Genomic DNA, 23,635 nt, shown 5'->3' on the forward strand with positions numbered 1-23,635 from the left:
AGGGTGCGCACGCACCTCTCGGAATTGGCCGAAGACCGCCTCTTGGCGCTCAAGCATGCGATCGGGAGCCCGAATCTTTCGGAAAGAAATATCGGGACAAGGTGCAACCTTTCCCTGAACCGGGTTGTCTCATCAGATAACAGACACATGAATCCCGGGGGACATCATGCGACGCAGCAGAACGACATGGGCCACCGTCGCCCTCATGAGTGCGACGCTCGCGGTGGCCGCAGTACCCGTACAGGCCACCACCAGCTGCCCCACCGGCTGGGGCAGCCTCGACAAGAGCCGCGCGGTCGGCTCCACGGACTCGGTGACGAACGCCAGGACCGGCCACCACACCTGCTATGACCGGCTCGTCGTCGACATACCCGGCGCCGAGAAGGCCGGCCTCGGCTATTCCGTCCGATACGTCGACCAGGTCCACCAGGACGGCTCGGGCCGCCTCGTCCCGGTCGCGGGCGGAGCGGTCCTGGAGGTGCGGGTGGCGGCACCCGCGTACGACATCGAGACCGGCGCCCCCACCTATCCCGGCCGGGTGGGCCGCCCGCTTCCCGGCGTGGACCTGGACGGGTACCGCACCTTCCGGGACGCCCGGTTCGTGGGCAGCTTCGAGGGCGACACCCAGTTCGGCCTCGGCGTCCGCGCCCGGCTGCCGTTCCGGGTCCTGCGCGTCGACGACCGGGTCGTGGTGGACGTCGCCCACACCTGGGGGGTGAAACCCTGAGCCCTACGCTCCCGTGTAGAAGGCGATCGTCGCCGCGGTCGTGGACTCGACCGTCCCGGTGTCCGCGCCCGACGCGCTGTACGCCGCTCCCCAGGCCTCGCCGGAGACGGTCGCGCACTCCTTGCCCTCGTCGGAGAGCTGCCAGGCCACCGACTCCTCCTGGGTCATGGTGCCACCGGCGAGGTGCAGGCCGAGGCCGAGGGACATCAGGTCCCAGCCGACGCCGGTGGCGCCCGGGCCGTACTGGCCCCAGAACGCGTCCGGTACGACGGCCACGTGCTCCAGCACGAACTCGGTCCGCCCCTCGCCCTCGGAGGTCAGCCGTACCTCGACCTCGCTGAAACCCGGGTCGGGGCCGAACAGCCAGCTCACCCTGAGCCGCTCCGGCTCCACGCATTCCAGGATCTCGCCGCCCGCCTGGCCCTCCAGCTGATAGCGGCCGCCGACCTTGAAATCGCCGCTGACCGGCAGGAACCAGCGGCTGATGCGCTCGGGGGACGTCACCGCGTCCCACACGTCGGCGATGTCGGCCTCGTAGGTGCGCCGCAGCAGCACGGTGCGGGCGTCGCCCGCGTCGACCTCGCGCGTGCCGACCTCCCGGTGCAGCCGCTTGATCTCCTCGACGAAGTCAGTCATCTCCGCTCGTTTCCTCTCTCAGTCTGCGCTCGCGCCTGCCTCGCGCGAGCTCCGTCCCCAGCGCGTCGAGGCGCTGCTCCCAGAACCCCCGGAACCGGTCCAGCCAGGCGTCCACCTCCCGGAGGGGCTCGGCCTGGACGGCGTACAGCCGTCGCGTTCCCTCGGCCCGCACGGACGCGAATCCGCTCTCCCGCAGCACCCGCAGATGCTGTGAGACGGCCGGTTGGGAGATCCCGAACTCACTCCGGATCACCGCGCTGACCTCACCCGACGTCTGCTCACCCGAGGCGAGCAGCTCCAATATCCGGCGCCTGACCGGATCTCCCAGTACGTCGAAGGCGTGCACGCTCCCGACTCTGCCACGAGCCACTTATATAAGGCAACACTTAAATAAACGGACTCAGCATGCCCCCGGCCCAACCGGCGCCATACGGCCCGTCGGCGGCGGTGGATCTCCTGGTGCGTCAGCCCCCGCGCACGGCGCCGCGCGGCGTGCTCGCGCGAGCGGCGGGCGGCCCGCACCCGGGCCCGGCGCATCCGGATCTCGCGCCGTCCGTGCCGCTCGGCGGCGCCGCTCCAAGGCCCGGGCATCGGCAGACTCCCCCGTCGTCCCCTGGGGAGGAGCCTTCGGAGCGGTCGGTGGTTCAGGCGGGGACGCGTACGAACCGGTCCAGGGCCCGGGTCAGTTCCTCCGGCTTCTCGACCGGGAGTTCATGGCCGGCGTCGATGATGCGGACCTCGGCGTCCGGGTACGCCTTCGCCATGCGCAGCATCTGCCGTACCGGCAGCTGGATGTCGTGGTAGCCGTGGATCATCAGGGTGGGGACGCTGATCTCGCCGACCCGGTCCAGGACGTCGAAGGCGCGCATGGCGCCGTACAGGGTCATGACGACCTCGCGCGGGGTGTCCGCCGAGGCCTTGATGTAGGCGCGGATCTCTTCGCGGGGATAGCCGGGGGCGAAGGCGCGCTGGATGTTGGTGGCGACGAACAGCTTGAAGGGGACGAGCGTCGAGACGCCCATCAGCAGTCCCCTGCCCCGGCTGTAGGTCATCCGGCCGATCGAGTTGACCAGCACCAGGCGCTCGACCCGTTCGGGGTGGGCCAGCGTGATGGTCTGCGCGATCATGCCGCCCATCGAGTGGCCGACGAGGACACAGCGCTCGATGCCCAGATGGTCCAGGAGGGCGAGGACGTCGTTCGCCAGCTCCGCGATCGTGCGCACCCCGGCGCCGCCGCTCTCGCCGTGGCCGCGCAGGTCGAGCCGTATCACCCGGCGCTTCTCGGCGAAGTGCGCGAGCTGGTGGTTCCAGCGGTGCCGGTTGGCGGTCCAGCCGTGGACGAACACCAGCGGCACCCCCTCACCGTCGCGGGGGCCCTCGTCGTCGTACGTCAGCGCTGCGCCGTCGACTTCGAGCTGCGGCATGGCGGCCTCCCTGCGGTCCCGTGGGTTACTGACCGGTACGGTAGCCGCCCACGAGGCCCACGTCACCGTGCGGTGGGCCACTGCGTCGCACCCCCGGGTACGCCCATGACGAGGCACCCGGCCGGGAGATCCGTGCCGGGCGCCGCCATGGGCCGGGTCAGCCGCCGTTCAGTCGCGCGCGCAGGAGGCCCTTGCCGATCTCGGCACCCTTACGGCTGTCCGCCTGGGCCTTGCGGAAGAGGTCCGCGACCTCGGTGTCCTTGCCGCGTTCGGCGTCCTGGATGTACGACTCCAGACGCAGCGCGTTGGCGAGGCACGCCTCGACGTACCAGATGAGGTTGTAGTCCTTGTCCGGCGTACCGGTCACGCCGCCGGTCTCCGTGCTGCTGGTCATGGGGCTCCCTCCAGCGGTTGTCGTTCCGGGACCGGCCGGGTACCCGCTGCGCGCGGCTCAATCGTTTCCGCGCAGGGCTTCAGCCGACGTGCCACCAGGAAGCAGGTCGGTCAGCCGACGTCCCACAGGAAGCGGTGCGTGTGGATGCCGAAGTAGGGGAACGAGCGGACCTCGCGCACCCCTTCGACGGCCCGTACGACGTCGTTGACGAAGTCCAGCAGGTCGCGCGGCCCCGGGGCGACGACCTCGACGAACAGGTCGAAGCCGCCGGAGGTCAGCACCGAGTAGATCACCTCGGTGCGCCCGGCGAGTTCGTCGGCGACGGCACGCGGGTCGCCGTCCACGCCGATGCCGAGCAGGGCCATGGCCTGGCCACCCATCGCCATCGGGTCGGTGACCCCGACGACCTGAACGGCCTTGGCGTCCAGGAGGCGTTGCAGGCGCTGCCGGGCGGCGGAGGCCGAGAGGCCGACCTTGGGGCCGAGGTCGGCGTAGGCGATACGGCCGTCGGCCTGTAGTTCGCGCAGGATGGCCCGGTCGATCTCGTCCATGCGCTCAGCCCGCCAGTTCGGTGAGGGCGGCGGCGAAGACCTCGGTGTGGGTGTCGACGTCACCTTCGGTGGTGTCCGGGCACATGAGCGCCATGTTGTGGAAGGGGGTCAGCAGGATGCCCCGGTTGGCGAGGTAGAGGTGGAGGAGGTCCTCCAGCTCCTCGTCCGCGGCCGCCGCGGACTCGGTGCCGGTGCGGGGCGCGGGCGAGGCGAAGCGGTACTCGGTGCGGGCGCCGAGCCTGCTCACCGACCAGGGCAGCGCGTGGGCGTCGATGCCCTGGCGGACGCCCGCCTCGAAGCGTTCGGACAGCTTGGCCATGCGGGCGAACGCGTCATCGGTGAGGACGTGTTCGAGAGTGGCGCGCATCGCGGCGACCGAGAGCGCGTTTCCGGCCAGGGTGCCGCCGACGCCGCCCATGTCGACGAGGTCGAGGTCGGCACGGCCGAGCAGCCGGTCGGCGAGTTCGGCGGACAGTCCGTACGCCCCGGCCGGGATGCCGCCGCCGATCGCCTTGCCGACGGTGAGGAGGTCGGGTTCCAGGTCCCAGGCGGCCGTGCAGCCGCCGGGTCCGGCGGAGAGGGTGTGCGTCTCGTCGTTGATGAGCAGGGTGCCGTGCCGTCGGGTCAACTCCCTGACGCCCGCGAGGTATCCGGGCTCCGGCAGCACGATGCCGATGTTGGTGAGGGCGGGTTCCATGAGGACGGCGGCCACGTCACCGTGGGCCAGCTCGCGCTCCAGCTGCTCCAGGTCGTTGAACTCGGCGACCCGGCTGGTGAGGGTGACGTCGCAGGGGGCGCCCACGTTGCCGGGTCGGGCCATGCCCTCGCCGTCCGGACCGACGACGATGAGGGACTCGTCGACACTGCCGTGGTAGCTGTAGCTGTTCACGAGGATCTTCGGGCGGCCGGTGACGGCCCGGGCCAGCCGGATCGCCCACCGGTTGGCGTCGGTCGCGGTCAGCGAGAAGCTCCAGCGGGCGAGTCCGAAGCGCCGGGTCAGCTCCGCGCCGACCCACTCGGCGTCCTCGGTGGGCAGCATCGCGGTCGCCCCGCCGAGTTCGGCGAACCGCCGCTGGACCGCCTCGGCGACCGGCGCGGGCGAGTGTCCGGCCATGGCGCCGGTGTCACCGAGGCAGAAGTCGAGGTACTCGTGGCCGTCGATGTCGGTGACCCGGGCACCGCGGGCGCTGTCGAGGTAGCGCGGGAAGGGGCCGGCCGTCTTGTTCATCCAGGTCATCGGGACCCGTCCGAAGAGATGGTCGGCGCGCGCGTAGGCGTCCCGGGAGCGCGGGCAGCGCCGCTCGGCCTCCGCCCGCTCGCGGGCCAGCAGATAGGGAAGGCGGGTGCGGTCCATGGATACCCCGAGCCGTGAGAGCCGACTGATCAACGGCAGCGTACGGCTGAAAACGCACTGATCTCAAGCCATGAGAACTGATTCGATTGCCGCCGCGATCGATTCGAGCGTCATCGACCGGACCAGCCGGGAGAGCACGCGTGACCCGTCACCGGCCGCATCGCCCAGGCTCTGAAACGGGAACAGGGGCCCGACCGGTCCCCCGTTCCGGTCGTGCCCCTGCGGCCCGATGAACTTACGTGAATGACAGAGCGGTTGTGAATCGCGTTCATGCCAGATGCGGCGTCACGGGCACTCACCTGTGCACAGATGCGTCCGAATAGCGCGCTTTCGCACAGCGAACGGCTACCCGGCCAGCAGCGGTTGCCGGACGTCCCCGGTGGCGAGATGGGCGAGGACGACCTCGTACAGATCGCTGCCGCCCGCGAGGAGTTGGCGTTCCAGGACGGGTTCCGCGCTGCGGACGTGCTCTCGCACGGTCTGCGCGTGTACGCCCAAGGCCTGTGCGGTGCGTTCGGAGTTGCCGCCGGCGGCGATCCAGGTGCGCAGGGTGCGGCGCAGATCGCGGGCGTCCGGGGCGAGGCGGCCGACGAGGTCCTGCCCCCAGGTGCGCAGCGCGGGCCCTGACAGTACGTCACCGAGCCCGACGGGCGCCTCGGGCTCGGCCTCGGGGGCGGCGGGCACCGACTCCATCCCCACCTGGGTGTTCAGCGCCAGGTGGACCACGGCCCGGGCGGTGAGGTCGGTGAAGGACACGCCGAGCAGCCCTTCGACGCGTTCCATCCGGGCGCGCACGGTGTTGCGGCTGACGCCGAGGACCTTGGCCGCGTTCACCGCGGTGAACTCAAGACCGAGCCGGGTGGTGGCGAGGAGCTCGGCCCGGGTGTGGTGGGCCAGCGCGTCGAGGGGGCGCAGCAGTTGGGCCGTCCAGCTGTGCAGGAGGGCTGGGTCCATCAGACGTTCGGGGTGGGTGCGTTCCGCGTAGACCGCCGCGTTGTCCGGCCGGAAGTGGGCGACCGCGAGGGCGCTGACGGCCTGTCCGTAGGCGGTGGCGGTACGGGCGAGGCTCTGCCGGGCGCTGCCGCCGAGGAAGGTGCCGGGACGTCGTTGGATCACCGCCCGCAGCTCACGGGCCGTGGTGTCGCCGGGGGTGACGACGATGACGTGCTGGTCCATCGCCGGACAGCGCACGACCAGGGCCTGTTCGGCGGTGGCGTCCAGGCAGTCCGCCAGCAGGCGGTCCCGGTCCTCGGCGGCGCTCTCGACGACGTAGACGCACGCCGAGTCCGTGTCGAGCAGCCCCGGCCACAGGCCCGCGGCGACGCGGCGGGCCGAGACGATGTCCTCGACCATCAGCAACTGGAGGATCGCCAGCCGCAGATCGGACGTGGCCCGTTGCAGACGGTGCCCCGCGGCCGTCGACTCACGGGCCCTGAGCAGGAGTTCGACGACCTGGGCGGTGTGCGTCACCATGTCGGAGGCCCGCCGGTCGAACGGGGCGTCACGGGAGACCGCCAGTACGCCCGCCGCGGCCGAGTGCGGCTGCGCCACCCGGACCAGGCGCTGGTGCCGCCCCTCACCCTCCCAGGCGGCGGACGCGATCCGGCCCGTGACGAGGTCCTCGACCAGGACCTCGTCCAGCGGAATGCGGGTACCCGCGACGAGGGTTCCCGTGTCGTCCTGGAGTACGGCCGTTCCCCGGACGCCGTCCGCGAGCCAGGCCACGACACGGCGGACGTCCCGTCCTGTCGGCCGCAGATGTTCCAGCAGTTCCTGCGCCCACGTCACCTCGGCGCCCGTCGTCCGCGCACCGTCCTCGCTGCCCGCCACGTCACCCTTCTCCTCGTCCCTCGCGTCGACCTCGCCCTGCCGGTACAGGTGCCGGGACGTTACCTCACCCCGTCGATCCATGGCCCTACGGTGAACCGGTGGCCTTGGGCCTCCCCTCCCCCGTCCTGCGCGGCCGACACCCTCGTACGGCATAAGCTCGACGGATGGCGAAGTACTTCGACGTGCACCCCGACAACCCCCAGCCGCGCACCGTCTCCCAGGTCGCGGACAGCATCCGGGCCGGGGCACTCATCGCGTATCCGACGGACTCCTGCTACGCGCTCGGCTGCAAGCTGGGCAGCCGGGAAGGCATCGAGCGGATCCGCGCGATCCGCCGGCTGGACGACCGGCACCACTTCACCCTGGTGTGCCAGGACTTCGCGCAGCTGGGTCAGTTCGTCCGGGTCGACAACGACGTCTTCCGTGCGGTGAAGGCCTCGACGCCGGGCAGTTACACGTTCATTTTGCCGGCGACCAGGGAGGTGCCGCGTATGTTGCAGCACCCCAAGAAGAAGACGGTCGGCGTCCGTATCCCCGACCATGTCGTCACCCAGGCCCTGCTGGCCGAGCTCGGTGAGCCGCTGCTCTCCAGCACCCTGCTCCTGCCCGACGAGGACGAGCCGATGACCCAGGGGTGGGAGATCAAGGACCGTCTCGACCACGTCCTGGACGCGGTGCTCGACTCCGGCGAGTGCGGCACCGAGCCGACGACGGTCATCGACTTCTCCGGCGGCGAGGCGGAGATCGTACGGCGGGGAGCGGGCGACACCTCACGGTTCGAGTGAGCGGATCCCGGGCCCAGGGGGCCCTCGCACCGCAGTTGCATGGTGCGTGAAACGATATTCGCGGCCCGACCCCGCCGGGCCGGCGAGCTGCTCGCCGTCATATGCACAGAGAGGCACCCCCATGACCTCGGTACAGGGCACCCCCGTCGACATCACCACCGCGGACGGCGTCGCCGACGCCTATCTGGCCCGTCCCGACGACGGGCTCCCCCACCCCGGCGTCCTGCTCTACCAGGACGCCTTCGGCCTGCGCCCCCATCTGCGGTCCATGGCCGACCGGCTCGCCGGGGAGGGGTACACGGTGCTGGTGCCCAACGTCTTCTACCGGCACGGCCGTTCGCCGGTCTTCGACCTGCCGGAGTTCATCGACACCGACGCGCGGCCCGACCTGTGGAACGCGATCGGTCCGGTCATGCAGTCGCTCACCCCCGACCTCGCGATGCGTGACGCCGGCGCCTATCTGGCCCTTCTGGCGGAGAGCCCGTTCGTGGCCGAGGGACCGGTGGCGCTGACCGGCTACTGCATGGGCGCGCGGCTCGCCCTCCTGACGGCGGGCACCTACCCGGACCGGGTGGCGGCCGCGGCCGGTTTCCACGGTGGCCGTCTCGCCACCGACGCCCCGGACAGTCCGCACCGGGTGGCCGAACACATCACCGCCGAGGTGTACTTCGGACACGCCGACGAGGACCCCTCGATGCCGCCGGAGCAGATCCGGCTCCTGGAGGACACGCTGACCGAGGCGGGCGTACGGCACCGCAGCGAGGTCTACCCGGGCGCGCACCACGGGTACACGCAGGCCGACACGTCGGCGTATCACCACGAGGCGACGGAGCGGCACTGGGCGGCGCTGCTGGATCTGCTGAAGCGGACGTTCTGAGCGAAGCGGACCCGGGGTGGCGCACGCGGACACCGTGAGCGCCGCCCCGCGGGTGCATTCGGTCGACTTCATTGACATGCCCGCGTCGCAGCGCGAATCTGAGAGCGCTCTCAAAGCAGGTACGGACCAATCCCGTACCTCTCCCATCCCCCCACGGAGGTGGAGCGTGCTCGGATCCGGACAGCTCGGACGGCCTGGACCGCCCGGACGGCTGAGGCATCGACTCCTGGCCGCGGCTGGCGCGGCCACCCTGCTCGGCGCCCTGCTCACCCTCGGCGCACCGTCGACCGCGAACGCGGCGGTGCCCGCCACGATCCCTCTCAAGGTGACGAACAACTCGGGCCGCGGCGACCCGGTGTACGTCTACAACCTCGGCACCAACCTGGCGACGGGCCAGCAGGGTTGGGCCGACGCGGCCGGCACGTTCCACGCCTGGCCGGCGGGCGGCAACCCACCGACCCCCGCGCCGGACGCGTCGATCACCGGCCCGGCGGCAGGTCAGTCGAAGACGATCCGCCTCCCCAAGTTCTCCGGCCGCGTCTACTTCTCGTACGGCAAGAAGCTCGACTTCCGGCTGACCACCGGCGGTCTGGTGCAGCCGGCGGTGCAGAACCCGAGCGATCCGAACCGCGACATCCTCTTCAACTGGTCGGAGTACACGCTCAACGACTCGGGTCTGTGGCTCAACAGCACCCAGGTGGACATGTTCTCCGCGCCCTACGCGGTCGGCGTCCAGCGCGCCGACGGCAGCACGGTCAGCACGGGACACCTCAAGTCCGGTGGCTACAACGCCGTCTTCAACGCGCTGCGCGCACAGTCGGGCGGCTGGGGCGGCCTGGTCCAGACCCGCGCCGACGGCACGGTCCTGCGCGCGCTGTCCCCCGCGTACGGCCTGGAGACCGGAGCCCTGCCCGCCACCGTCCTGGACGACTACATCAACCGGGTCTGGCAGAAGTACGCCACGTCGACCCTCACGGTGACCCCGTTCGCCGACCAGCCGAACACGAAGTACTACGGCCGGGTCTCCGGCGGCGTCATGAACTTCACCAACTCCTCCGGCGCGGTGGTGACGACGTTCCAGAAGCCGGACGCGAGCAGCGTCTTCGGCTGCCACAAACTCCTCGACGCCCCCAACGACGCCGTCCGCGGCCCGATCTCCCGCACCCTGTGCGCCGGCTTCAACCGCTCGACCCTGCTCACCAACCCCAACCAGCCGGACACCTCCGCGGCGGCCTTCTACCAGGACCCGGTGACCAACCACTACGCCCGCGTCATCCACGACCGCATGGCCGACGGCAAGGCCTACGCCTTCGCCTTCGACGACGTGGGCCAACACGAGTCCCTGGTCCACGACGGCAACCCGCTCCAGGCGTATCTGACTCTCGACCCGCTGAGCTGAGCAACCCGGCCGCCACCCTCGACCCCCGTCCCCGTCCTGTCCGACCGGGCACCAACTCGGCCCATTTGCACTAAAGTTTCCCCGTCGCATCGGGGGATGGGGGTCACCAATGGACATGTCCGGCGCCGTACCCGGCGAGCCGACACTGCCCTTCTGGGTTTCGTACGACGAGGAGTCCGACCCTGACGGCGAGGACTCGATGGGACTCTTCGGCAACCGTCAGGAGGCTGTGCTGCGCGGCGTGCCACTGGGGGTGCTGCGCAAGAACCTCGCCGACGCCGTCGACGCCCTTCAGGACCTCTTCGCCGAGGTCGCGGCACGGGGCGGACCGCTTCCGCTGCGCGAGGCCCAGCTGTCCGTGCAGGTGACGGCGGCCGGCGGAGTGCAGTTCGTGGGCAGCGCGCAGGTGCAGAGCAGTCGCGGCATCGTCCTCGTCTTCCGGCAGTGACCGGGCGTCGGTCATGGGGCACCATCGCGCGCTGCTCATCGGCGCCAGCGACTACGAGATGCGCGGCATCCAGCCGCTGCCCTTCATCCCCGGCGACCTCACCCGGCTCGGCGCGGTCCTCACCGGGCACGGGTTCGCCGACGTCCAGGTGCTCGCGCGGCGCCCCGGCGGCAAGCAGATCTCCGCGAACTACATCAACGCCCGGGTCATCGGCTTCCTGCGCAGGGTGCGGCCCGGCGACACCGCGTTCATCCTCCTGAGCGGACACGGGGTGCACGCCCGTGGCCAGGACTTTCTGGTGCCGGAGGACATCGACGAGGACGTGCATCCCTTCGAGTCGGGGTGCGTACCCATCGACTGGCGGCGGCACCTCGACGAGACCCCGGCCGACCATGTGGTGTTCCTCATCGACGCCTGCCGCGAGGGCATCGAACAGGACTCGATGGGTGTGGCAGGCGTCAGGGAGTGGGGGCGTCAGCAGATCAGCGCGGCCCTGCGCCGGAAGGTGGCCTATCTGTACGGCTGCTCACCGGCCCAGCTGTCCCTGTTCGTCCGCTCGCACGAACAGGTGCGGGACGGCCGCGACCACGGCACACGCCCGGGGGAATCCTTCAGCATCTTCTCGCGGTCGATCTCCGACGTGGTGACGGCCCACCCGCACGGGCGGCCACTCGCTCTCGCCGAGTTCCGCGACGCCGTGCAGGACCGCGTCACGGAACTGCACCGCGCCTACGGCAAGAAGGGCGACCCGCAGCTGTTACGCGTCGTCTCCGACATTCCCACGCACGACTTCTACTTCCTGCCCCGTCCCGGTACCGCTCCGGCCCCGCGGCAGAACCCCTCGCCCTGGCCGGGCCGCGACACCGCGGCGATGAGCATCGCCGCGATGCCCCACGTGGCGCCCACCCCGTCCGCTCCCGCTTTCGGCCCGCCGCCGACCATGCCCTCGCCTCCATCGGGCGAGAGGTGGCGGTTCCGGTGGCCACGAGGCCGGCGCTGGACGCGCCGCAGGAAACTGATCGTGGCCCTGGCCGGGGTGTGCCTGACGGCGATGGGCGGCGGGCTGTTCGGCTTCTACCAGTGGACGCAGACCCAGTACTACGTGGGCAAGAGCGGCGATCACCTGGCCGTGTACCGGGGCATCGACGACACCGTGGCAGGCATCGGCAAGGGAAAGGTCGACCAGGATCATCCGGAGATCGAGCTGAAGTACCTGCCGTCGTACCCCAGGACGCTCGTCGAGGACACGATCGCGCTCGCCAGCCGCTCTGAGGCACAGGCAAAAGTCAGAGAACTCGCCGTACAGGCCTCCGCGTGCAAGAAGAACGAAGAGAACCAGGCCGGCGGCAGCAAGGTCACCCTCACCAAGTCCGAGCAGCAGGTCGTCGCGCAGTGCGGGACCGAGACGCCGTAGCCGCCGCGAAGCTCACACAGGCGCACAGTGGAGACATGAACGCAGACGACGAGAACATTCTGGCCCGGGGTCGCGTGGCGACGAGGCTGCCTGCGCAGGACCTTGAGCGGGCGCGGCGTTTCTACTCCGAGGTGCTGGGTCTCGAGCCGGTCGACGAGCGGCCCGGTGGGCTGCTGTACCGGTGTGGTGGGACAGAGTTCGCCCTGTTCAGGTCGTCGGGGGCCGCCTCGGGCACCTTTACGCAGATGGGCTGGGAGGTCGACGACCTCGACGGTGTCGTGGCGCGGCTCCGGCAGCGTGGGGTGACGTTCGAAGAGGTCGACGTGCCGGGGCTCCGGACGAAGGACGGGATCGCCGACGTCGACGGGAACTATCCGAGCAAGGGGGCGCGTGGGGAACGCGCCGCCTGGTTCCGGGACAGCGAGGGCAATCTGCTGGGCATCGGGGAACCGGTGGTCTGAGAGGCGGCACTCCGCCGAGGGCGGCTCCGCGTCACGCTCCGCGCCGCAGGAATTCGCGGGCCCCGCGCAGCCTCGTCCGCAGGGTGCGCTGCGTCCGTCCGCTGTCCAGGCGGACGTCCAGCGCGCCCGGCGTGTGCAGGTCGGCGTGTCGTCCGGCGGGCAGCCTCGCCGCGTCCAGTCCGTCGCGGGCGGCGATCAGAATGCCGAGCTCGTGGCGGCTGACCCCGTCGGGTCCGCCGAGGTGGCACACGCCCTTGTTGTCGGTGGCGGCCAGCTCCAGGAGCGCGGCGGCGAGGTCGGCGACATGGACGGGGCAACGGATGACATCGGTGAACAGCACGCCCTCGCGCCGCCCCTCGGCCAGCTCGTGGACGAAGTCCTCGTGGTCCGAGTCTCCGTCGCCGACGATCAGTGAGGTGCGGGCGATGACGGCGTCGGGGGCGAGCAGCCGGATCGCCGTCTCGGCGGCGGCCTTCGCGGCGCCGTACGGCGTGACCGGATCCGGTGTGGCGGACTCGTCGTAGGGGACGGCGGAGCCGGAGAAGACGGCGTCGCTCGACACGTGCACCAACCGGCACGCACGCGCGCTCGCCGTCCGCGCCAATCGGGCCGCCCCGTCGGCCGTCGTGGCCCAGTCACCCTTGCGGTAGGCCGCGTTGACGACGACATCGGGCCCCGCCTCGTCAAGCGTCGCATCGATCTCGTCCGCCCGCCGCAGGTCCAGCGGCAGCCAGCGCACTCCGGCCAGGTCACCCGCGTGGGTCGCGAAGGTCGCCGTCACGGTGTGCCCGGCGGTCGTAGCCTGTCGAGCCAGCTCGCGGCCCAGGAAGCCGCTGCCGCCGACGATCAGGATCTTCATGATCGGCCACGCTAGGGCCCGGCCCTGCCTGTGCGAAAGGATGCGGCCATGCCGACCCACGTCTACCGCGTCACCAAGTACGACCCCGCCGACCGCGACGAACACGGCCACTACCACGGCCCCGAGGACGTCGTCAGCGACCACGGCGAGGTCGAGGCGGCGTATCTCCAGGCGGTGGCCGCGTTCGCCGCGGACACCGGCGTCGATCATCTGGTCGTGCGCGAGCCGGGGATTCCCTCGCTCGCCCACTTCGGTGTGGAGCCCGCGAGGGAGGACTTCGGCCTGGACGGGCTCTTCCCGTCGGGTCGGGACGGCTTCCATGACGGGGCGCGGGTGCCGCTCGACGTCGCGCTCGGGCTGGTGCGGGTGATGCTGCGGGACGGCGGCGCCTGGTGCCGGCTGGAGGTGGAGGACACGTTCGCGGTCCACGTGGGGTGGGACCAGTACCTCTACATCAGCTCCGACCGGGCCTGTGCGGAGGCGCTGGCCCGCACGCGTGCGCTCGGGCTGTTCCCGGAACGCCTGGCCGCCTCCCCGTACGCCTTCGGGGCCGGAGAGGAAGCGGACGAGCCGGGCGTCCAGCGCCCCGCGGACGACGCCTTCTGGGCAGACCTGCGTGCGGCGGTCGCCGCCGGGCGTGCGGGGATCCTGGAAGAGATGTATCTGGAAGGCGCCTCGCGGTGGCATCACCTCACCGATGACACCGTCGGGCCGGTCCGCGCGGGGCTGGCGCCCCGGGCCCGGCTGGCTGTCTGGCCACCGCTGTCGGCCGACGTCGACGCCGTCCTGGGCGCCCTCCCCGCCGACGGCCTCGTCGAAGGGGTGTGGCAGGGCGCCGACGGACTTGTCCACAGCGCCATCGCCGACGAGGAGGCGTTCCCGGAACTGACCGCCCGGATGTCCGGTGCCCGCGCCGCCGCGTTCCTTTCCGTGTACGCGGACGAACGTGTGCCTTTGTGCACGGCGGTCATGCCGGACCGGGACGGCGTCCTACGGGCTCGTTGGCGGACCTGACCGTGCGCGCGTGAGCGGTCATGAAGTCGTTCATGGCTCAATTTCATCGCCCCGTGGCCGAAGTGAACACGTGGTGCTCCAGAGTTCGCTTGTTACCGCCGGTAAATCCTTGCTTTACGCGGTCCTTACGGCGTAGACCTTGCCCCAGCATTCACGGTGGCTCTGGGGGGAGTTGGCGTATGGAAGGCACCGTCGACGGATTTCGCTACGGCGTGGTGACGCCGGTCGCGGCATATGTGATGGCGTGTCTGGGTGGGGCCTTAGGGCTGCGCTGCATAGTGCGGTCGCTGCTCAACGCCCAGTCGTGGAAGGCCGGTTGGCTGGCGCTCGGTGCCGCGTCGATCGGGTGCGGCATCTGGACGATGCACTTCATCGCGATGATCGGCTTCCAGGTCGAGGAGACCCGGATCCGCTACGACGCGGGGCTCACCCTGCTCAGCCTCGCCGTGTCGATCGTCGTGGTCGGCATCGGCGTGTTCATCGTCGGCTATCGCGGCGCCGGCACGGCCAACCTCTCCCTGGCCGGGATCGTCACCGGGCTCGGCGTCGCGGCCATGCACTACCTGGGCATGTACGCCATGCGTCTCAACGGCGCGCTCGACTATGACGCGTTGGCCGTCGCCCTCTCGGTCGTGATCGCGATCGTCGCCGCCACCGCGGCCCTCTGGGCGGCCGTCACCATCCGGGGCTTCATGACGAGCCTCGGCGCCAGTCTCGTCATGGGCGTGGCCGTCTCCGGCATGCACTACACCGCGATGGCCGCCGTCAGCGTCCATGTGCACGGCACGACCGGCGGCTCCTGGGCCGGTGACTCGGCGTCCTCGCTGCTGCTGCCGATGCTGCTGGGGCCGGTCATCTTCCTCGTCCTGGCCGGAGTTGTCGTCATGTTCGACCCGCTGTTGGTGCTGGGCGACAGCCAGTGGAGCCGCCCCGTGTCCCGCCGGGAGCCGGCCGCGCGCCGGCCGGCGACCACATGGTCCGCCGAAGAGCCGCCCGCACCGACCCACGGCTCGCTCTTCGAGACCCCCGCGAGCCCCGCACGGGCACGACAGCACCCCTACGACACCCCGCAGCGCGCCGGCGAATGGTGACGACGCCCCCAACGCCCCGCGCCACCCGGCCCGTTCACGGGTACCGAGGATCCCCGCCGATCGGCCTCCTATAGATCATTGTTACGGTGCACCGGTGTCTGACTCTTCACGCGATACCGCCGAGGGCGCCGGCTGGGGTGCAGCCGAGCGCGGCGACTTCGAGCGCCTGATGCCGTCCGAGGTCGAGAAGATCTCGTGGCTCGACCCGAGGATGCTGTGGGCGGCCCGCAACGGCGTACTGGCCTCCTGGTTCGGTGACCCGACGGGCCGCACCCGCAGCCGCTGGGTCGCCCAGCGGGCCGAGGCGGGCGCACCGGCGGACAAGGTGATCCGACGGGACGACCCGGACCGCTTCTCCTTCATGGTCATCGGCGACACCGGCGAGGGAGATGCGTCCCAATATGCCGTCGTGCCAGGGTTTTTGAAGGTCAGTCAGGACACCCGTTTCACCGTCCTCGCCAGTGACGTCATCTACCCGGTCGGCAGCGCCGACGACTACGGCACCAAGTTCTTCCGCCCGTACCAGGACTATCGCGCCCCGATCTACGCGATACCCGGAAACCACGACTGGTACGAGGACCTCGGCGGGTTCATGCGCGTCTTCTGCGACGACGCCCCGCCGCTGACCCCCGAACCCGCCTCGCGCCCGCTCAGCCGCGCCTGGCTGCGCTCCCTGCTCTGGCACCGCCCGCGCCGCAGTGACGGTCAACGACTCGACGCGGTACGGCAGTTGCGGTCCGACCCGGCCCAACAGGGCGTCCAGCCGGGCCCGTACTGGGCGATCGACGCCGGACCGGTACGGATCATAGGCATCGACACCGGCCTGCTCGGGACCCTGGACGCCGAGCAGGGCGCCTGGCTGCGCGAGGTCTCCCAGGGACCGCGCCCGAAGATCCTGGTCACCGGCTCGCCCCTGTACGTGGACGGCGAGCACCACCCCTGCCCCATCGACGGTGGCGGCACGGTCGACGACATCGTCCGCGACCCGGCGCACCACTACGTCGCGGCGATCGGCGGCGACATCCACAACTACCAGCGCTATCCCGTCGATGTGGACGGCCGCACCATCCAGTACGTGGTCTCGGGCGGCGGCGGTGCCTTCATGCACGCCACCCACACCATCCCGCGGGTCGACATCGCGAACGTCACCGAGGACACCTTCCGCTGCTACCCCCTGCGCGGCGACTCCCTGGCCTTCTACAGCAGGCTCTACGGCCGTCGGCTACGGCTGCGCCGCTTCTTCACCCTCAGCGAGGCGGAGGCGACGGCGGTCGTCGCCGAGCGGTTGCAGATCCGGCCGGGCCGCTCGCACGACCCCGACGCCCGTATCACCCGGCGCACCCGCCTGGTCGCCGGGTTGCTGGGGACGGGCCGCCGCCCCGACCAGGCCAAGCGGTTCCGGCTCCCCGTGCGCAAGATCTACACGCAGCTCTTCTCGCCCAGTTCGGCCACCTACAGCCCGCCGTTCTTCAAGTGCTTCCTGCGCCTGGACGTCACCCCGGAGTCGGTACGGCTGCGCTGCCACGCCGCGACCGGCAACCGCGCCCAGGAGGTCGACCCGCCCGTCGAGGACGAGGTCACCATCGCCCTGACCTGACGGGAACATCGTGGAACGCGACCGGGTTGGCACTGCCGTACGACGTTGATCCATGACCCGTGGAGGGGCCCGTGTCACCCACCTCTCGTCCTCTGCGCAAGCTCGGCTTCCTCACCATCGGGCTCTTCGACGAGACGGACCCCCGCCGCGGGCACGAGTCCACGCTGGAGATCATCGAGCTGGGCGAGCGGCTCGGGTTCGACAGTGCCTGGCTGCGCCACCGGCACCTCCAGTACGGCATCTCGTCCCCGGTCGCCGTCATGGCGGCCGCCTCGCAGCGCACCCGCCGCATCGAGCTGGGCACCGCGGTCATCCCGCTCGGCTGGGAGAACCCGCTGCGGCTGGCGGAGGACCTGGCGACCGTCGACCTGCTGTCCGGGGGCCGGGTCAACCCGGGGGTGAGCGTGGGCCCGCCGATGCACTACGACCAGGTCAAGGAGGCCCTCTACCCGGACACGGCGGACGCCGAGGACTTCTCCTACGAGCGGGTGCGGCGGCTGCTGGACTTCGTGCGCGGCAAGCCGGCGACCGACTTCAGCGGGGTCGAGGGCTTCGAGGTGTTCTCTGATCGAGTCCAGCCGCAGTCCCCCGGGCTCGGCAACCGCCTCTGGTACGGCGGCGGCAGCCTCGGCTCGGCGCGGTGGGCCGGCGAACACGGCATGAACTTCCTCACCAGCAGCGTCGTCAAGGCCGAACATCCCGAGGAGACAACGGACTTCGCCGAGATCCAGCTGTCCCACATCCGCGCCTTCCGCGCCGCCCACCCCGACGGCGAGGCCGCCCGGGTCTCCCAGGGACTCGTCGTCATCCCGACCGACTCGGCCTCGCCCGAACAGCGGGCGAAGTACGAGGAGTACGCCGCCAAGCGCACCCCCCGCACCACGTCACCGCAGGGCCCGGCCCGGCTGATGTTCGCGCCGGACATCGTCGGCACGTCCGAGGAGATCGCCGAACGCCTGCACGCGCACGCCGCGTTCCGTGAGGTCGACGAGGTCGCGTTCGCGCTGCCGTTCACCTTCGGGCACGAGGACTACGTCCAGATCCTCACGGACATGGCGACGAGGCTCGGGCCCGCGCTGGGGTGGCAGCCCGCGGGCTGAGGTCACCAGCGGCCGGGGGCGGTCCCGACGACCGGCTGGGACGGCTCGCCGTCGACGCCCACGGGGACCTCGCCGGTCAGCATCACCCGGTGCATGACGCGGGGGAAGTCCAGGTGCGTGTTGTCGCTGGGGGCGAGGTGGATCGTGGCCCGGTTGTCCCAGAACGCCACGCTGCCCGGCTCCCAGCGGAAGCGGACCGTGTACTCGGGCCGTACCGCCTGCTCCAGCAGCATGTCCAGCAGGGCCCGGCTCTCCGCCCGGGAGACGTCGGCGATCTGCTCGACGTAGTACCCGTTGACGTACAGGATCCGCTCCCCCGTCTCCGGATGCACCCGGACCAGCGGATGCAGCGTGGCGACCTGGTGGTCCAGGAGGTGGCGGACGTAGGAGTCGTCGCCGGGGCGGGGCTGGTAGCCGACACCGAGCCGGTGCTCGGCGCGCAGGCCGTCCACGAACTCCCGTACGGGGGTGGAGAGTCCGGCGTACGCGGCCGCCAGGTTGGACCAGGTGGTGTCGCCGCCGTAGGGCGGGACGGTTTCGGCGCGCAGGATCGTCGCGGCGGGCGGGTCGACGCGGGCGCCGTGGTCGCAGTGCCAGCCGCGCAGCAGGGTGTGGCGGCGGCGCTGGAGCCACTCGTCGTGCTCCATGCCGAACTTCCCGCCCAGTTCGAGCCGGTCGGCGGTCGTCTCGACCTCGGGGAAGTCGGGCGGCGAGGCGCTGCCCCGCTTCCGCAGGACCACCGGTTCGCCGAACCGGCGCGCGAACGCCACATGCCCGGCGTGATCGAGCTTCTGATCCCGGAAGAACACCACTTTCCACCGCAGTACGGCCGCACGGATCGCGGCGACCACGGTGTCGTCGATGTCTCCGGCCAGGTCGACGCCCGTGATCTCCGCCCCGATGTGCCCGGCGACCGGTTTCACCTCGATCCCGGACACGCCTTCCGCCGCCGTCGCGTCCCTGTCCGCATTCGTCGTCATGACGAAGATCGTGTCAGCGATCACGGGCCCTGGCGACCGTGCCTGACCAGGATCTCCTCCACCAGGTCGGTCACGGTCCGCCCGGTGGTGTCGATGCGGCACAGCCCGGCCGCGTCGACGGACTCCCGCACCAGTTCCTGGAAACGCCCCGCACGTGCGAGGAACGTGTCCACGAGACGCCGCTCCTCCGCCGTCGCCTCCCCGTACCGTGCCGACGCGTGCATCCTGTCGGCCAGCACCTCCTCGTCCGCGGTGAGCCAGACGGCCTCGACGTGGGGGACGTCGAGCGTGGCGACACGGCTGGGCCAGAGCGCGGAGCCCTCCAGCACCAGGCCTGGACCGGTGCCCTCGGCGTGCTCGGTGATCAGTTCCTCGATCCGCGGCCACAGGCCCGCGTAGTGGTCGAGCACCGAGTCGATCAACTCGTCGACGCCGAGGGTGCCGTAGTGCTCGGCGACATGCGGCGGCACCTCCCGGTCCGGCGTCCGCCAGGGTCGGCCGGGATGCCGGGCCAGCAGATCCGTCGGACGGCAGGTGAACCCGAGCCGCTCGGCGGCGGCCCGGGCCACGGTCGACTTGCCGGTGTGGGAGGTCCCCCCGATGAGCAGTACGCGCATCTCCCCGACCCTAGGGGACCTCACACGGCGAACTCCCGTATCACCGTGTTCCGGAACACCGCCGTGCCGTCGATCGAGAACAGCGCGAGCCCCGTGTCGACCAGATACGGGAACGCCTCCGACGAGTGCACGTACCGCCCGTCGTCCACGAACATCTCGACGGACGTCCGGTCGACCAGGATGCGCAGCTTCACCGTGCGGGCGGACGGGTCGAAGGGGCTGTGGCTCTCCTGCCATCGGCCGGAGGTGTCGGGGTTCACGGTGTTACGGCGGTTGAGGAACGCGTAGTCGCCGTAGACGCCGGCGTCGATGTGGCGGCCCCCGTCGGCCGAGCGGCGCAACTGGAAGCCGGCGCCGGTCAGCGACTGCCAGGTCACCTCGGTCGTCACCTCGTAGGAGAGGCCCGTGTAGTCGAGGACACGGGTGCCGGAGACCGTCAGGTCGCCGAGTTCGATCGTGCGCGAGACGTGGTCGTCCAGAGCGGCGACCGGGCGTGAGGCCAGGTAGTAGGTGCCGTTGGAGGCCCGCTTCAGGGTGATCTCGCGGACGATCGAGTCCGTGCCGTTGAAGCCGTCGCAGTCGATGGTGGGGGTCGTGTTGGCGTAGTCCCAGTTGTTCAGCCAGCCGATCGCGTAGCGGGCACGCTCGTCGAGGGTGCCGTTCGCGGCCCGCTTCTCGAAGGTGACAGCCCCGTACCAGTCCCAGCCGTGGTCCAGCCACTGCGGGTCGCTCGCGTCGGCGGTGAAGGCGGTGCCGTCGAAGGAACCGGTCCAGTAGGCGTACGTGTTGGGCTGCCCGGACCCCTTGCCGTTGGCGCTCACGCCCAGCACCCACTTCACGGTGCCGTCGGCGGCGGTGATGCGGAACAGGTCGGGGCACTCCAGGACGCCGATGCCGTCCTTGACGAACCCGCCCACGTACGTCCAGGACTTGAGGTCCGCCGAGTGGTAGAAGCCGACCTTGGTGTTCTCGGCGAGGGCCATCACCCAGCGGCCGCGTTCCTCGTCGCGGATGACCTTGGGGTCGCGGAAGTCGCGCACTCCGGGGTTGGGCAGCACCGGGTCGGTGCCGTGCGGGAGGAAGGTGCGGCCGCCGTCGGTGGAGTAGTACAGGAACTGCTCCTGGTGGTCGGTGCCCCCGCCGGGCGACATCGTGACCAGGACGATCACCGCGCCCGCTCCGAAGCCCGCCGTGTTCCCGGTGTCGACGACCGCCGAGCCCGACCAGAGGTCACCGTTGACGGTGGTGTCCTTCGGGATGGCGATCCCCCGGTCGGTGAAGGAGACCAGGTCCCGGCTGGTGGCCAGCCGCCAGGCGGTGCCCGCCTCGGTGCCGCCCGTGAGGTAGTCGGCGTTGTACAGGTAGTAGTAGTGGTACTCGCCGTCGATCCACACCGGCCGCTGCGGGTCGTTCTTCCATTGGTCGGGGACCGTGAAGTGGTACGCGGCGCGGTAACTCGCGCAGGTCCCGGCCGCTTTGGGCTTCGCGGTGGCCGGTGCCGTCGGCAGCAGCGCACCGGCCGCGCCGGCCGCCGATCCCGCGAGAAGCGCTCTTCTGGAAAGTCTCATGGCCTCAGGACTGTGCGACCTAACACGTTAAAGGTCAAGGCTTCTAACTCGTTAAAGGTGAAGCCGTCACGACCCTTGACAGGGACGTGGCGAGCTTTCCATCATCTGGGGCATCAACCCTGAACTAACACGAGTTAGGCCCGTTGGATGACCGACTCGCACTTCTCCCGCCGCTCGCTGATGCGGTACGGCGCCTACGGCGCGGGTGCCGCCGCGCTGGCCGGCACCGCCGCGAGCTGGGACCGGCTCACCGGAGCCGACATACCCGGCCGTGACGACGGCTCCCTCGTCGTCGCCACCCTCGGCCCGGCCTATGGCCCGGAGGCCATCCGCACGCTCACCGAGGGCTTCAAGAAGCTCCACCCCGACATCAAGCTGCGGATCAACGCCGTGCAGGCCACGGACTGGTCGGACTTCTTCGCGAAGATCCTCACCCAGATCGCGGCGGGCACCGCCCCCGACCTCGTCTACGTCGCCACCGAGGGCGTCCAGCTCTTCGCCCAGCGCCTCGGCGTCGCCCTCGACAAGTGGGTGAAGCGGGACGCGGACGAACTGCGCGAGTACTTCGCCGACGTCCACCCCTCACTGGTCGAGTCGATGATGTACGAGGGCAGCCTCTACCAGCTCCCCGTCGAGTTCAACGCGGCCGACATCTACCTCAACAGCCAGGTCCTCAAGCGGGCGGGCGCGTCCTTCCCGGCGGCCGACTGGACCCGCGACGACTTCACCACGCTGCTGCGGGACATGAAGAAGTCCAGCGGCTCGCAGTTCACGCCGTACTTCTGGACCAACCGCCTGTGGGGCGGGGTGGTGCCCTGGCTGTTCGCCAACGGCACCAACCTGCTGAGCGAGTCCAAGGCGCCGGGCGGCGCCTGGCTGTGGGACTCCTTCTACCCGGCCGCCGACCGGCAGGGCCGCGGGGGCGGCTACCGCTGGACGACCCCGCAGGCCACGCACGAGCGCGTCGAGGAAGCGTACGACTATCTGGCCTCCCTCATCCAGGAGGACCTGTGCACCCGCCCCGAGGGCGGCAACGGCCAGAACCTCATCGGCGTGTTCTCCACCGGCCGGGTCGGGGTCACCCCGGCGGGCGGCTTCTGGGCGGGCGGACTGAACCTCGCGGGGATGAAGAACGGCAGCTTCGACGTGCAGTACTTCCCGCGCTGGCGCACCCAGCGCATGCAGTTCGGCGCCGCCGGCTACGCCCTGCTGCGGACCTCGAAACTCCAGGACGAGGCCTGGGAGTTCATCAAGTTCGCGTCCCGCAGGGACACCCTGATGCGGCTCTTCGAGACCAACCAGACCACCCCGGCCCGCCGTTCGATGCTGACCGCCGACCGCTACCGGGAGATGGGCCCGAACCACTGGCAGGTCTTCTACGACACCCTCGACAAGTTCCCGGACACCGGGCCCATCCCCGCCCCGCCGCAGGTCGCCGAGGTCGAGCAGGTGCTGCTCAAGCACACCGGGACCGCCCTGGCCTCGCGCCGCTCGGTGGCCCCCGCGCTGCGCCGGATGCAGTCCGATCTGGAGAAGGCCATGGAGCGTGACGTATGACGAACACCCAGATACCCGCCGTACGGCCGAAGCGGCAGGTGGCCGAAGCCGCCCCCGCGCCCCGGCCCTCCGCCCGCGAGCGCGGGACCCGGCTGCTGGCCGCGCTGTTCCTGGCGCCGACGATCGTCGGGATCGTGATCTTCACGGTCGTCCCGATCGTCGGATCGGTCGTGCTGAGCCTGTTCCACTGGAACGTGATCGACTCGCCCACGTTCGCCGGAGCGGACAACTACCGCGAGATGGTGACCGATTCGACCGTCCTGGTCTCCTTCCGCAACACGCTCGTGTTCATGGTGCTCGCGGTGGCGCTCCAGCTGTTCATCGCGCTCACCCTCGCCCTGGCCGTGAACGGGCGGATGCCGGTGTGGCTGCGGTCGGTGTTCCGCTCGGCGTTCTTCTTCCCGCTCATCCTCTCCGCCGCGTCGATCTCGGTGGTGATGAAGTACCTGTTCAACCAGGACTTCGGCGTCGTCAACTGGCTCCTCGGGCTGATCGGGATCGCCCCGGTGCCATGGCTGACCTCCGAGAACTCCGCGATGGCGGCGGTCATCCTGGTCTATGTCTGGCAGCAGTTCGGCTTCTCGTTCCTGCTGTTCGTCGGCGGTCTGAACAACATCCCGAAGGAGATCCACGAGGCCGCCTCCCTCGACGGCGCGACCGGTCTGCGCAAGCACCTCACCGTCACCCTGCCGCTGCTGTCGCCGACCCTGCTGGTCGCGTCGGTGGTCGGCATCATCAACGCGCTCCAGGTCTTCGAGCAGCCGTACGTCCTCACCAACGGCGGGCCCGGTGACTCCACCCGCACCGTCGTGATGGTCATCTACGAGACCGCGTTCGAGCAGCTCCGCTTCGGCGAGGCGTCCGCGGTGGGCGTGCTCCTGTTCGTGCTCGTCATGGCGGTCACCGCCCTCCAGTTCCGGCTCAGCCGGCGTTTCGTCCACTACCAGTGAGC

General features: G+C 70.5%; 24 protein-coding genes. 13 read left to right on the top strand and 11 right to left on the bottom strand.

Annotation, left to right across the window (positions count from 1 at the left end; all coding sequences use genetic code 11):
* Window positions 1-166 precede the first annotated feature (166 nt).
* The gene (locus tag OG866_RS03755; RefSeq protein ID WP_443063494.1) at window positions 167-727 is read left to right on the top strand and encodes an AMIN-like domain-containing (lipo)protein; all 561 of its coding nucleotides are present in this window, start codon (window positions 167-169) and stop codon (window positions 725-727) included.
* 3 nt (window positions 728-730) lie between these two features.
* Here the strand turns inward: OG866_RS03755 and OG866_RS03760 are convergent, their stop codons facing one another.
* The 7 genes from OG866_RS03760 to OG866_RS03790 all read right to left on the bottom strand — a co-directional run bounded on the left by OG866_RS03760 (window position 731) and on the right by OG866_RS03790 (window position 6,916).
* Window positions 731-1,363 carry an SRPBCC family protein gene (locus tag OG866_RS03760; protein WP_329331927.1) on the bottom strand — a complete coding sequence of 211 codons (633 nt, stop codon included), beginning with the start codon at window positions 1,361-1,363 and terminating at the stop codon, window positions 731-733.
* Entirely contained in the window at window positions 1,356-1,709 is a 354-nt protein-coding gene (locus OG866_RS03765; protein WP_329331928.1) for an ArsR/SmtB family transcription factor, read from the bottom strand. The genes OG866_RS03760 and OG866_RS03765 overlap by 8 nt, the downstream gene beginning before the upstream one ends.
* 298 nt (window positions 1,710-2,007) lie before the next feature.
* Window positions 2,008-2,787, bottom strand: coding sequence for an alpha/beta fold hydrolase (locus OG866_RS03770; RefSeq protein ID WP_329331929.1), 780 nt, complete (start codon window positions 2,785-2,787; stop codon window positions 2,008-2,010).
* A 157-nt stretch (window positions 2,788-2,944) separates the two neighbouring features.
* On the bottom strand, window positions 2,945-3,181 hold the full coding sequence (locus OG866_RS03775; RefSeq protein ID WP_329331930.1) for a hypothetical protein: 237 nt from the start codon (window positions 3,179-3,181) through the stop codon (window positions 2,945-2,947).
* A 110-nt stretch (window positions 3,182-3,291) separates the two neighbouring features.
* A complete protein-coding gene (locus OG866_RS03780; RefSeq protein WP_329331931.1) occupies window positions 3,292-3,732 on the bottom strand; it encodes an Lrp/AsnC family transcriptional regulator in 441 nt (146 codons plus the stop codon).
* A 4-nt stretch (window positions 3,733-3,736) separates the two neighbouring features.
* Window positions 3,737-5,086 (bottom strand): transaminase, encoded by a 1,350-nt coding sequence (locus OG866_RS03785; RefSeq protein WP_329331932.1) that lies wholly within the window; start codon window positions 5,084-5,086, stop codon window positions 3,737-3,739.
* 345 nt (window positions 5,087-5,431) lie between these two features.
* Window positions 5,432-6,916 carry a helix-turn-helix domain-containing protein gene (locus tag OG866_RS03790; RefSeq protein ID WP_329343904.1) on the bottom strand — a complete coding sequence of 495 codons (1,485 nt, stop codon included), beginning with the start codon at window positions 6,914-6,916 and terminating at the stop codon, window positions 5,432-5,434.
* 164 nt (window positions 6,917-7,080) lie between these two features.
* Between OG866_RS03790 and OG866_RS03795 the strand changes: the two genes are divergently transcribed.
* The 6 genes from OG866_RS03795 to OG866_RS03820 all read left to right on the top strand — a co-directional run bounded on the left by OG866_RS03795 (window position 7,081) and on the right by OG866_RS03820 (window position 12,300).
* The gene (locus OG866_RS03795; RefSeq protein ID WP_329331934.1) at window positions 7,081-7,701 is read left to right on the top strand and encodes an L-threonylcarbamoyladenylate synthase; all 621 of its coding nucleotides are present in this window, start codon (window positions 7,081-7,083) and stop codon (window positions 7,699-7,701) included.
* Between the two features lie 121 nt (window positions 7,702-7,822).
* A complete protein-coding gene (locus OG866_RS03800) occupies window positions 7,823-8,578 on the top strand; it encodes a dienelactone hydrolase family protein (protein ID WP_329331935.1) in 756 nt (251 codons plus the stop codon).
* A 166-nt stretch (window positions 8,579-8,744) separates the two neighbouring features.
* Window positions 8,745-9,977: a glycoside hydrolase family 64 protein gene (locus tag OG866_RS03805; protein ID WP_443063495.1), complete on the top strand. Its 1,233-nt coding sequence runs from the start codon at window positions 8,745-8,747 to the stop codon at window positions 9,975-9,977.
* 109 nt (window positions 9,978-10,086) lie between these two features.
* On the top strand, window positions 10,087-10,425 hold the full coding sequence (locus OG866_RS03810) for a Pepco domain-containing protein (RefSeq protein WP_329331936.1): 339 nt from the start codon (window positions 10,087-10,089) through the stop codon (window positions 10,423-10,425).
* Window positions 10,426-10,438: 13 nt separating this feature from the next.
* Complete coding sequence (locus OG866_RS03815; protein ID WP_329331937.1) at window positions 10,439-11,839, top strand: caspase family protein; 1,401 nt, start codon at window positions 10,439-10,441, stop codon at window positions 11,837-11,839.
* Window positions 11,840-11,874: 35 nt separating this feature from the next.
* A complete protein-coding gene (locus tag OG866_RS03820) occupies window positions 11,875-12,300 on the top strand; it encodes a VOC family protein (RefSeq protein WP_329331938.1) in 426 nt (141 codons plus the stop codon).
* A gap of 31 nt (window positions 12,301-12,331) precedes the next feature.
* Here OG866_RS03820 and OG866_RS03825 read toward each other — a convergent pair whose 3' ends face one another.
* Complete coding sequence (locus OG866_RS03825; RefSeq protein ID WP_329331939.1) at window positions 12,332-13,159, bottom strand: SDR family oxidoreductase; 828 nt, start codon at window positions 13,157-13,159, stop codon at window positions 12,332-12,334.
* 48 nt (window positions 13,160-13,207) lie between these two features.
* On the opposite strand from OG866_RS03825, the gene OG866_RS03830 reads away from it, so the two are divergent.
* The 4 genes from OG866_RS03830 to OG866_RS03845 all read left to right on the top strand — a co-directional run bounded on the left by OG866_RS03830 (window position 13,208) and on the right by OG866_RS03845 (window position 17,961).
* The gene (locus tag OG866_RS03830; protein WP_329331940.1) at window positions 13,208-14,173 is read left to right on the top strand and encodes an RNA-binding protein; all 966 of its coding nucleotides are present in this window, start codon (window positions 13,208-13,210) and stop codon (window positions 14,171-14,173) included.
* A gap of 179 nt (window positions 14,174-14,352) precedes the next feature.
* The gene (locus OG866_RS03835) at window positions 14,353-15,264 is read left to right on the top strand and encodes an MHYT domain-containing protein (protein WP_329331941.1); all 912 of its coding nucleotides are present in this window, start codon (window positions 14,353-14,355) and stop codon (window positions 15,262-15,264) included.
* Window positions 15,265-15,358: 94 nt separating this feature from the next.
* Window positions 15,359-16,861, top strand: a complete 1,503-nt coding sequence (locus tag OG866_RS03840) for a metallophosphoesterase family protein (RefSeq protein WP_329331942.1) — start codon at window positions 15,359-15,361, stop codon at window positions 16,859-16,861.
* 71 nt (window positions 16,862-16,932) lie between these two features.
* Window positions 16,933-17,961, top strand: coding sequence for an LLM class flavin-dependent oxidoreductase (locus tag OG866_RS03845; RefSeq protein WP_329331943.1), 1,029 nt, complete (start codon window positions 16,933-16,935; stop codon window positions 17,959-17,961).
* A 2-nt stretch (window positions 17,962-17,963) separates the two neighbouring features.
* Here the strand turns inward: OG866_RS03845 and OG866_RS03850 are convergent, their stop codons facing one another.
* The 3 genes from OG866_RS03850 to OG866_RS03860 are packed head-to-tail and all read right to left on the bottom strand — an operon-like array spanning window position 17,964 to window position 21,126.
* On the bottom strand, window positions 17,964-18,941 hold the full coding sequence (locus tag OG866_RS03850; protein WP_329331944.1) for a TauD/TfdA dioxygenase family protein: 978 nt from the start codon (window positions 18,939-18,941) through the stop codon (window positions 17,964-17,966).
* Between the two features lie 20 nt (window positions 18,942-18,961).
* Window positions 18,962-19,558: an AAA family ATPase gene (locus tag OG866_RS03855; protein ID WP_329331945.1), complete on the bottom strand. Its 597-nt coding sequence runs from the start codon at window positions 19,556-19,558 to the stop codon at window positions 18,962-18,964.
* A gap of 20 nt (window positions 19,559-19,578) precedes the next feature.
* Window positions 19,579-21,126 carry a glycoside hydrolase family 32 protein gene (locus OG866_RS03860; protein WP_329331946.1) on the bottom strand — a complete coding sequence of 516 codons (1,548 nt, stop codon included), beginning with the start codon at window positions 21,124-21,126 and terminating at the stop codon, window positions 19,579-19,581.
* Window positions 21,127-21,273: 147 nt separating this feature from the next.
* On the opposite strand from OG866_RS03860, the gene OG866_RS03865 reads away from it, so the two are divergent.
* Both OG866_RS03865 and OG866_RS03870 read left to right on the top strand, forming a co-directional pair.
* Window positions 21,274-22,683 (top strand): extracellular solute-binding protein, encoded by a 1,410-nt coding sequence (locus OG866_RS03865; RefSeq protein ID WP_329331947.1) that lies wholly within the window; start codon window positions 21,274-21,276, stop codon window positions 22,681-22,683.
* Window positions 22,680-23,633 (top strand): carbohydrate ABC transporter permease, encoded by a 954-nt coding sequence (locus OG866_RS03870; protein ID WP_329331948.1) that lies wholly within the window; start codon window positions 22,680-22,682, stop codon window positions 23,631-23,633. Before OG866_RS03865 ends, OG866_RS03870 begins: the two co-directional genes overlap by 4 nt.
* Window positions 23,634-23,635 lie beyond the last annotated feature (2 nt).

This window comes from Streptomyces sp. NBC_00663 (assembly GCF_036226885.1).
Classification (GTDB): Bacteria; Actinomycetota; Actinomycetes; order Streptomycetales; family Streptomycetaceae; genus Streptomyces.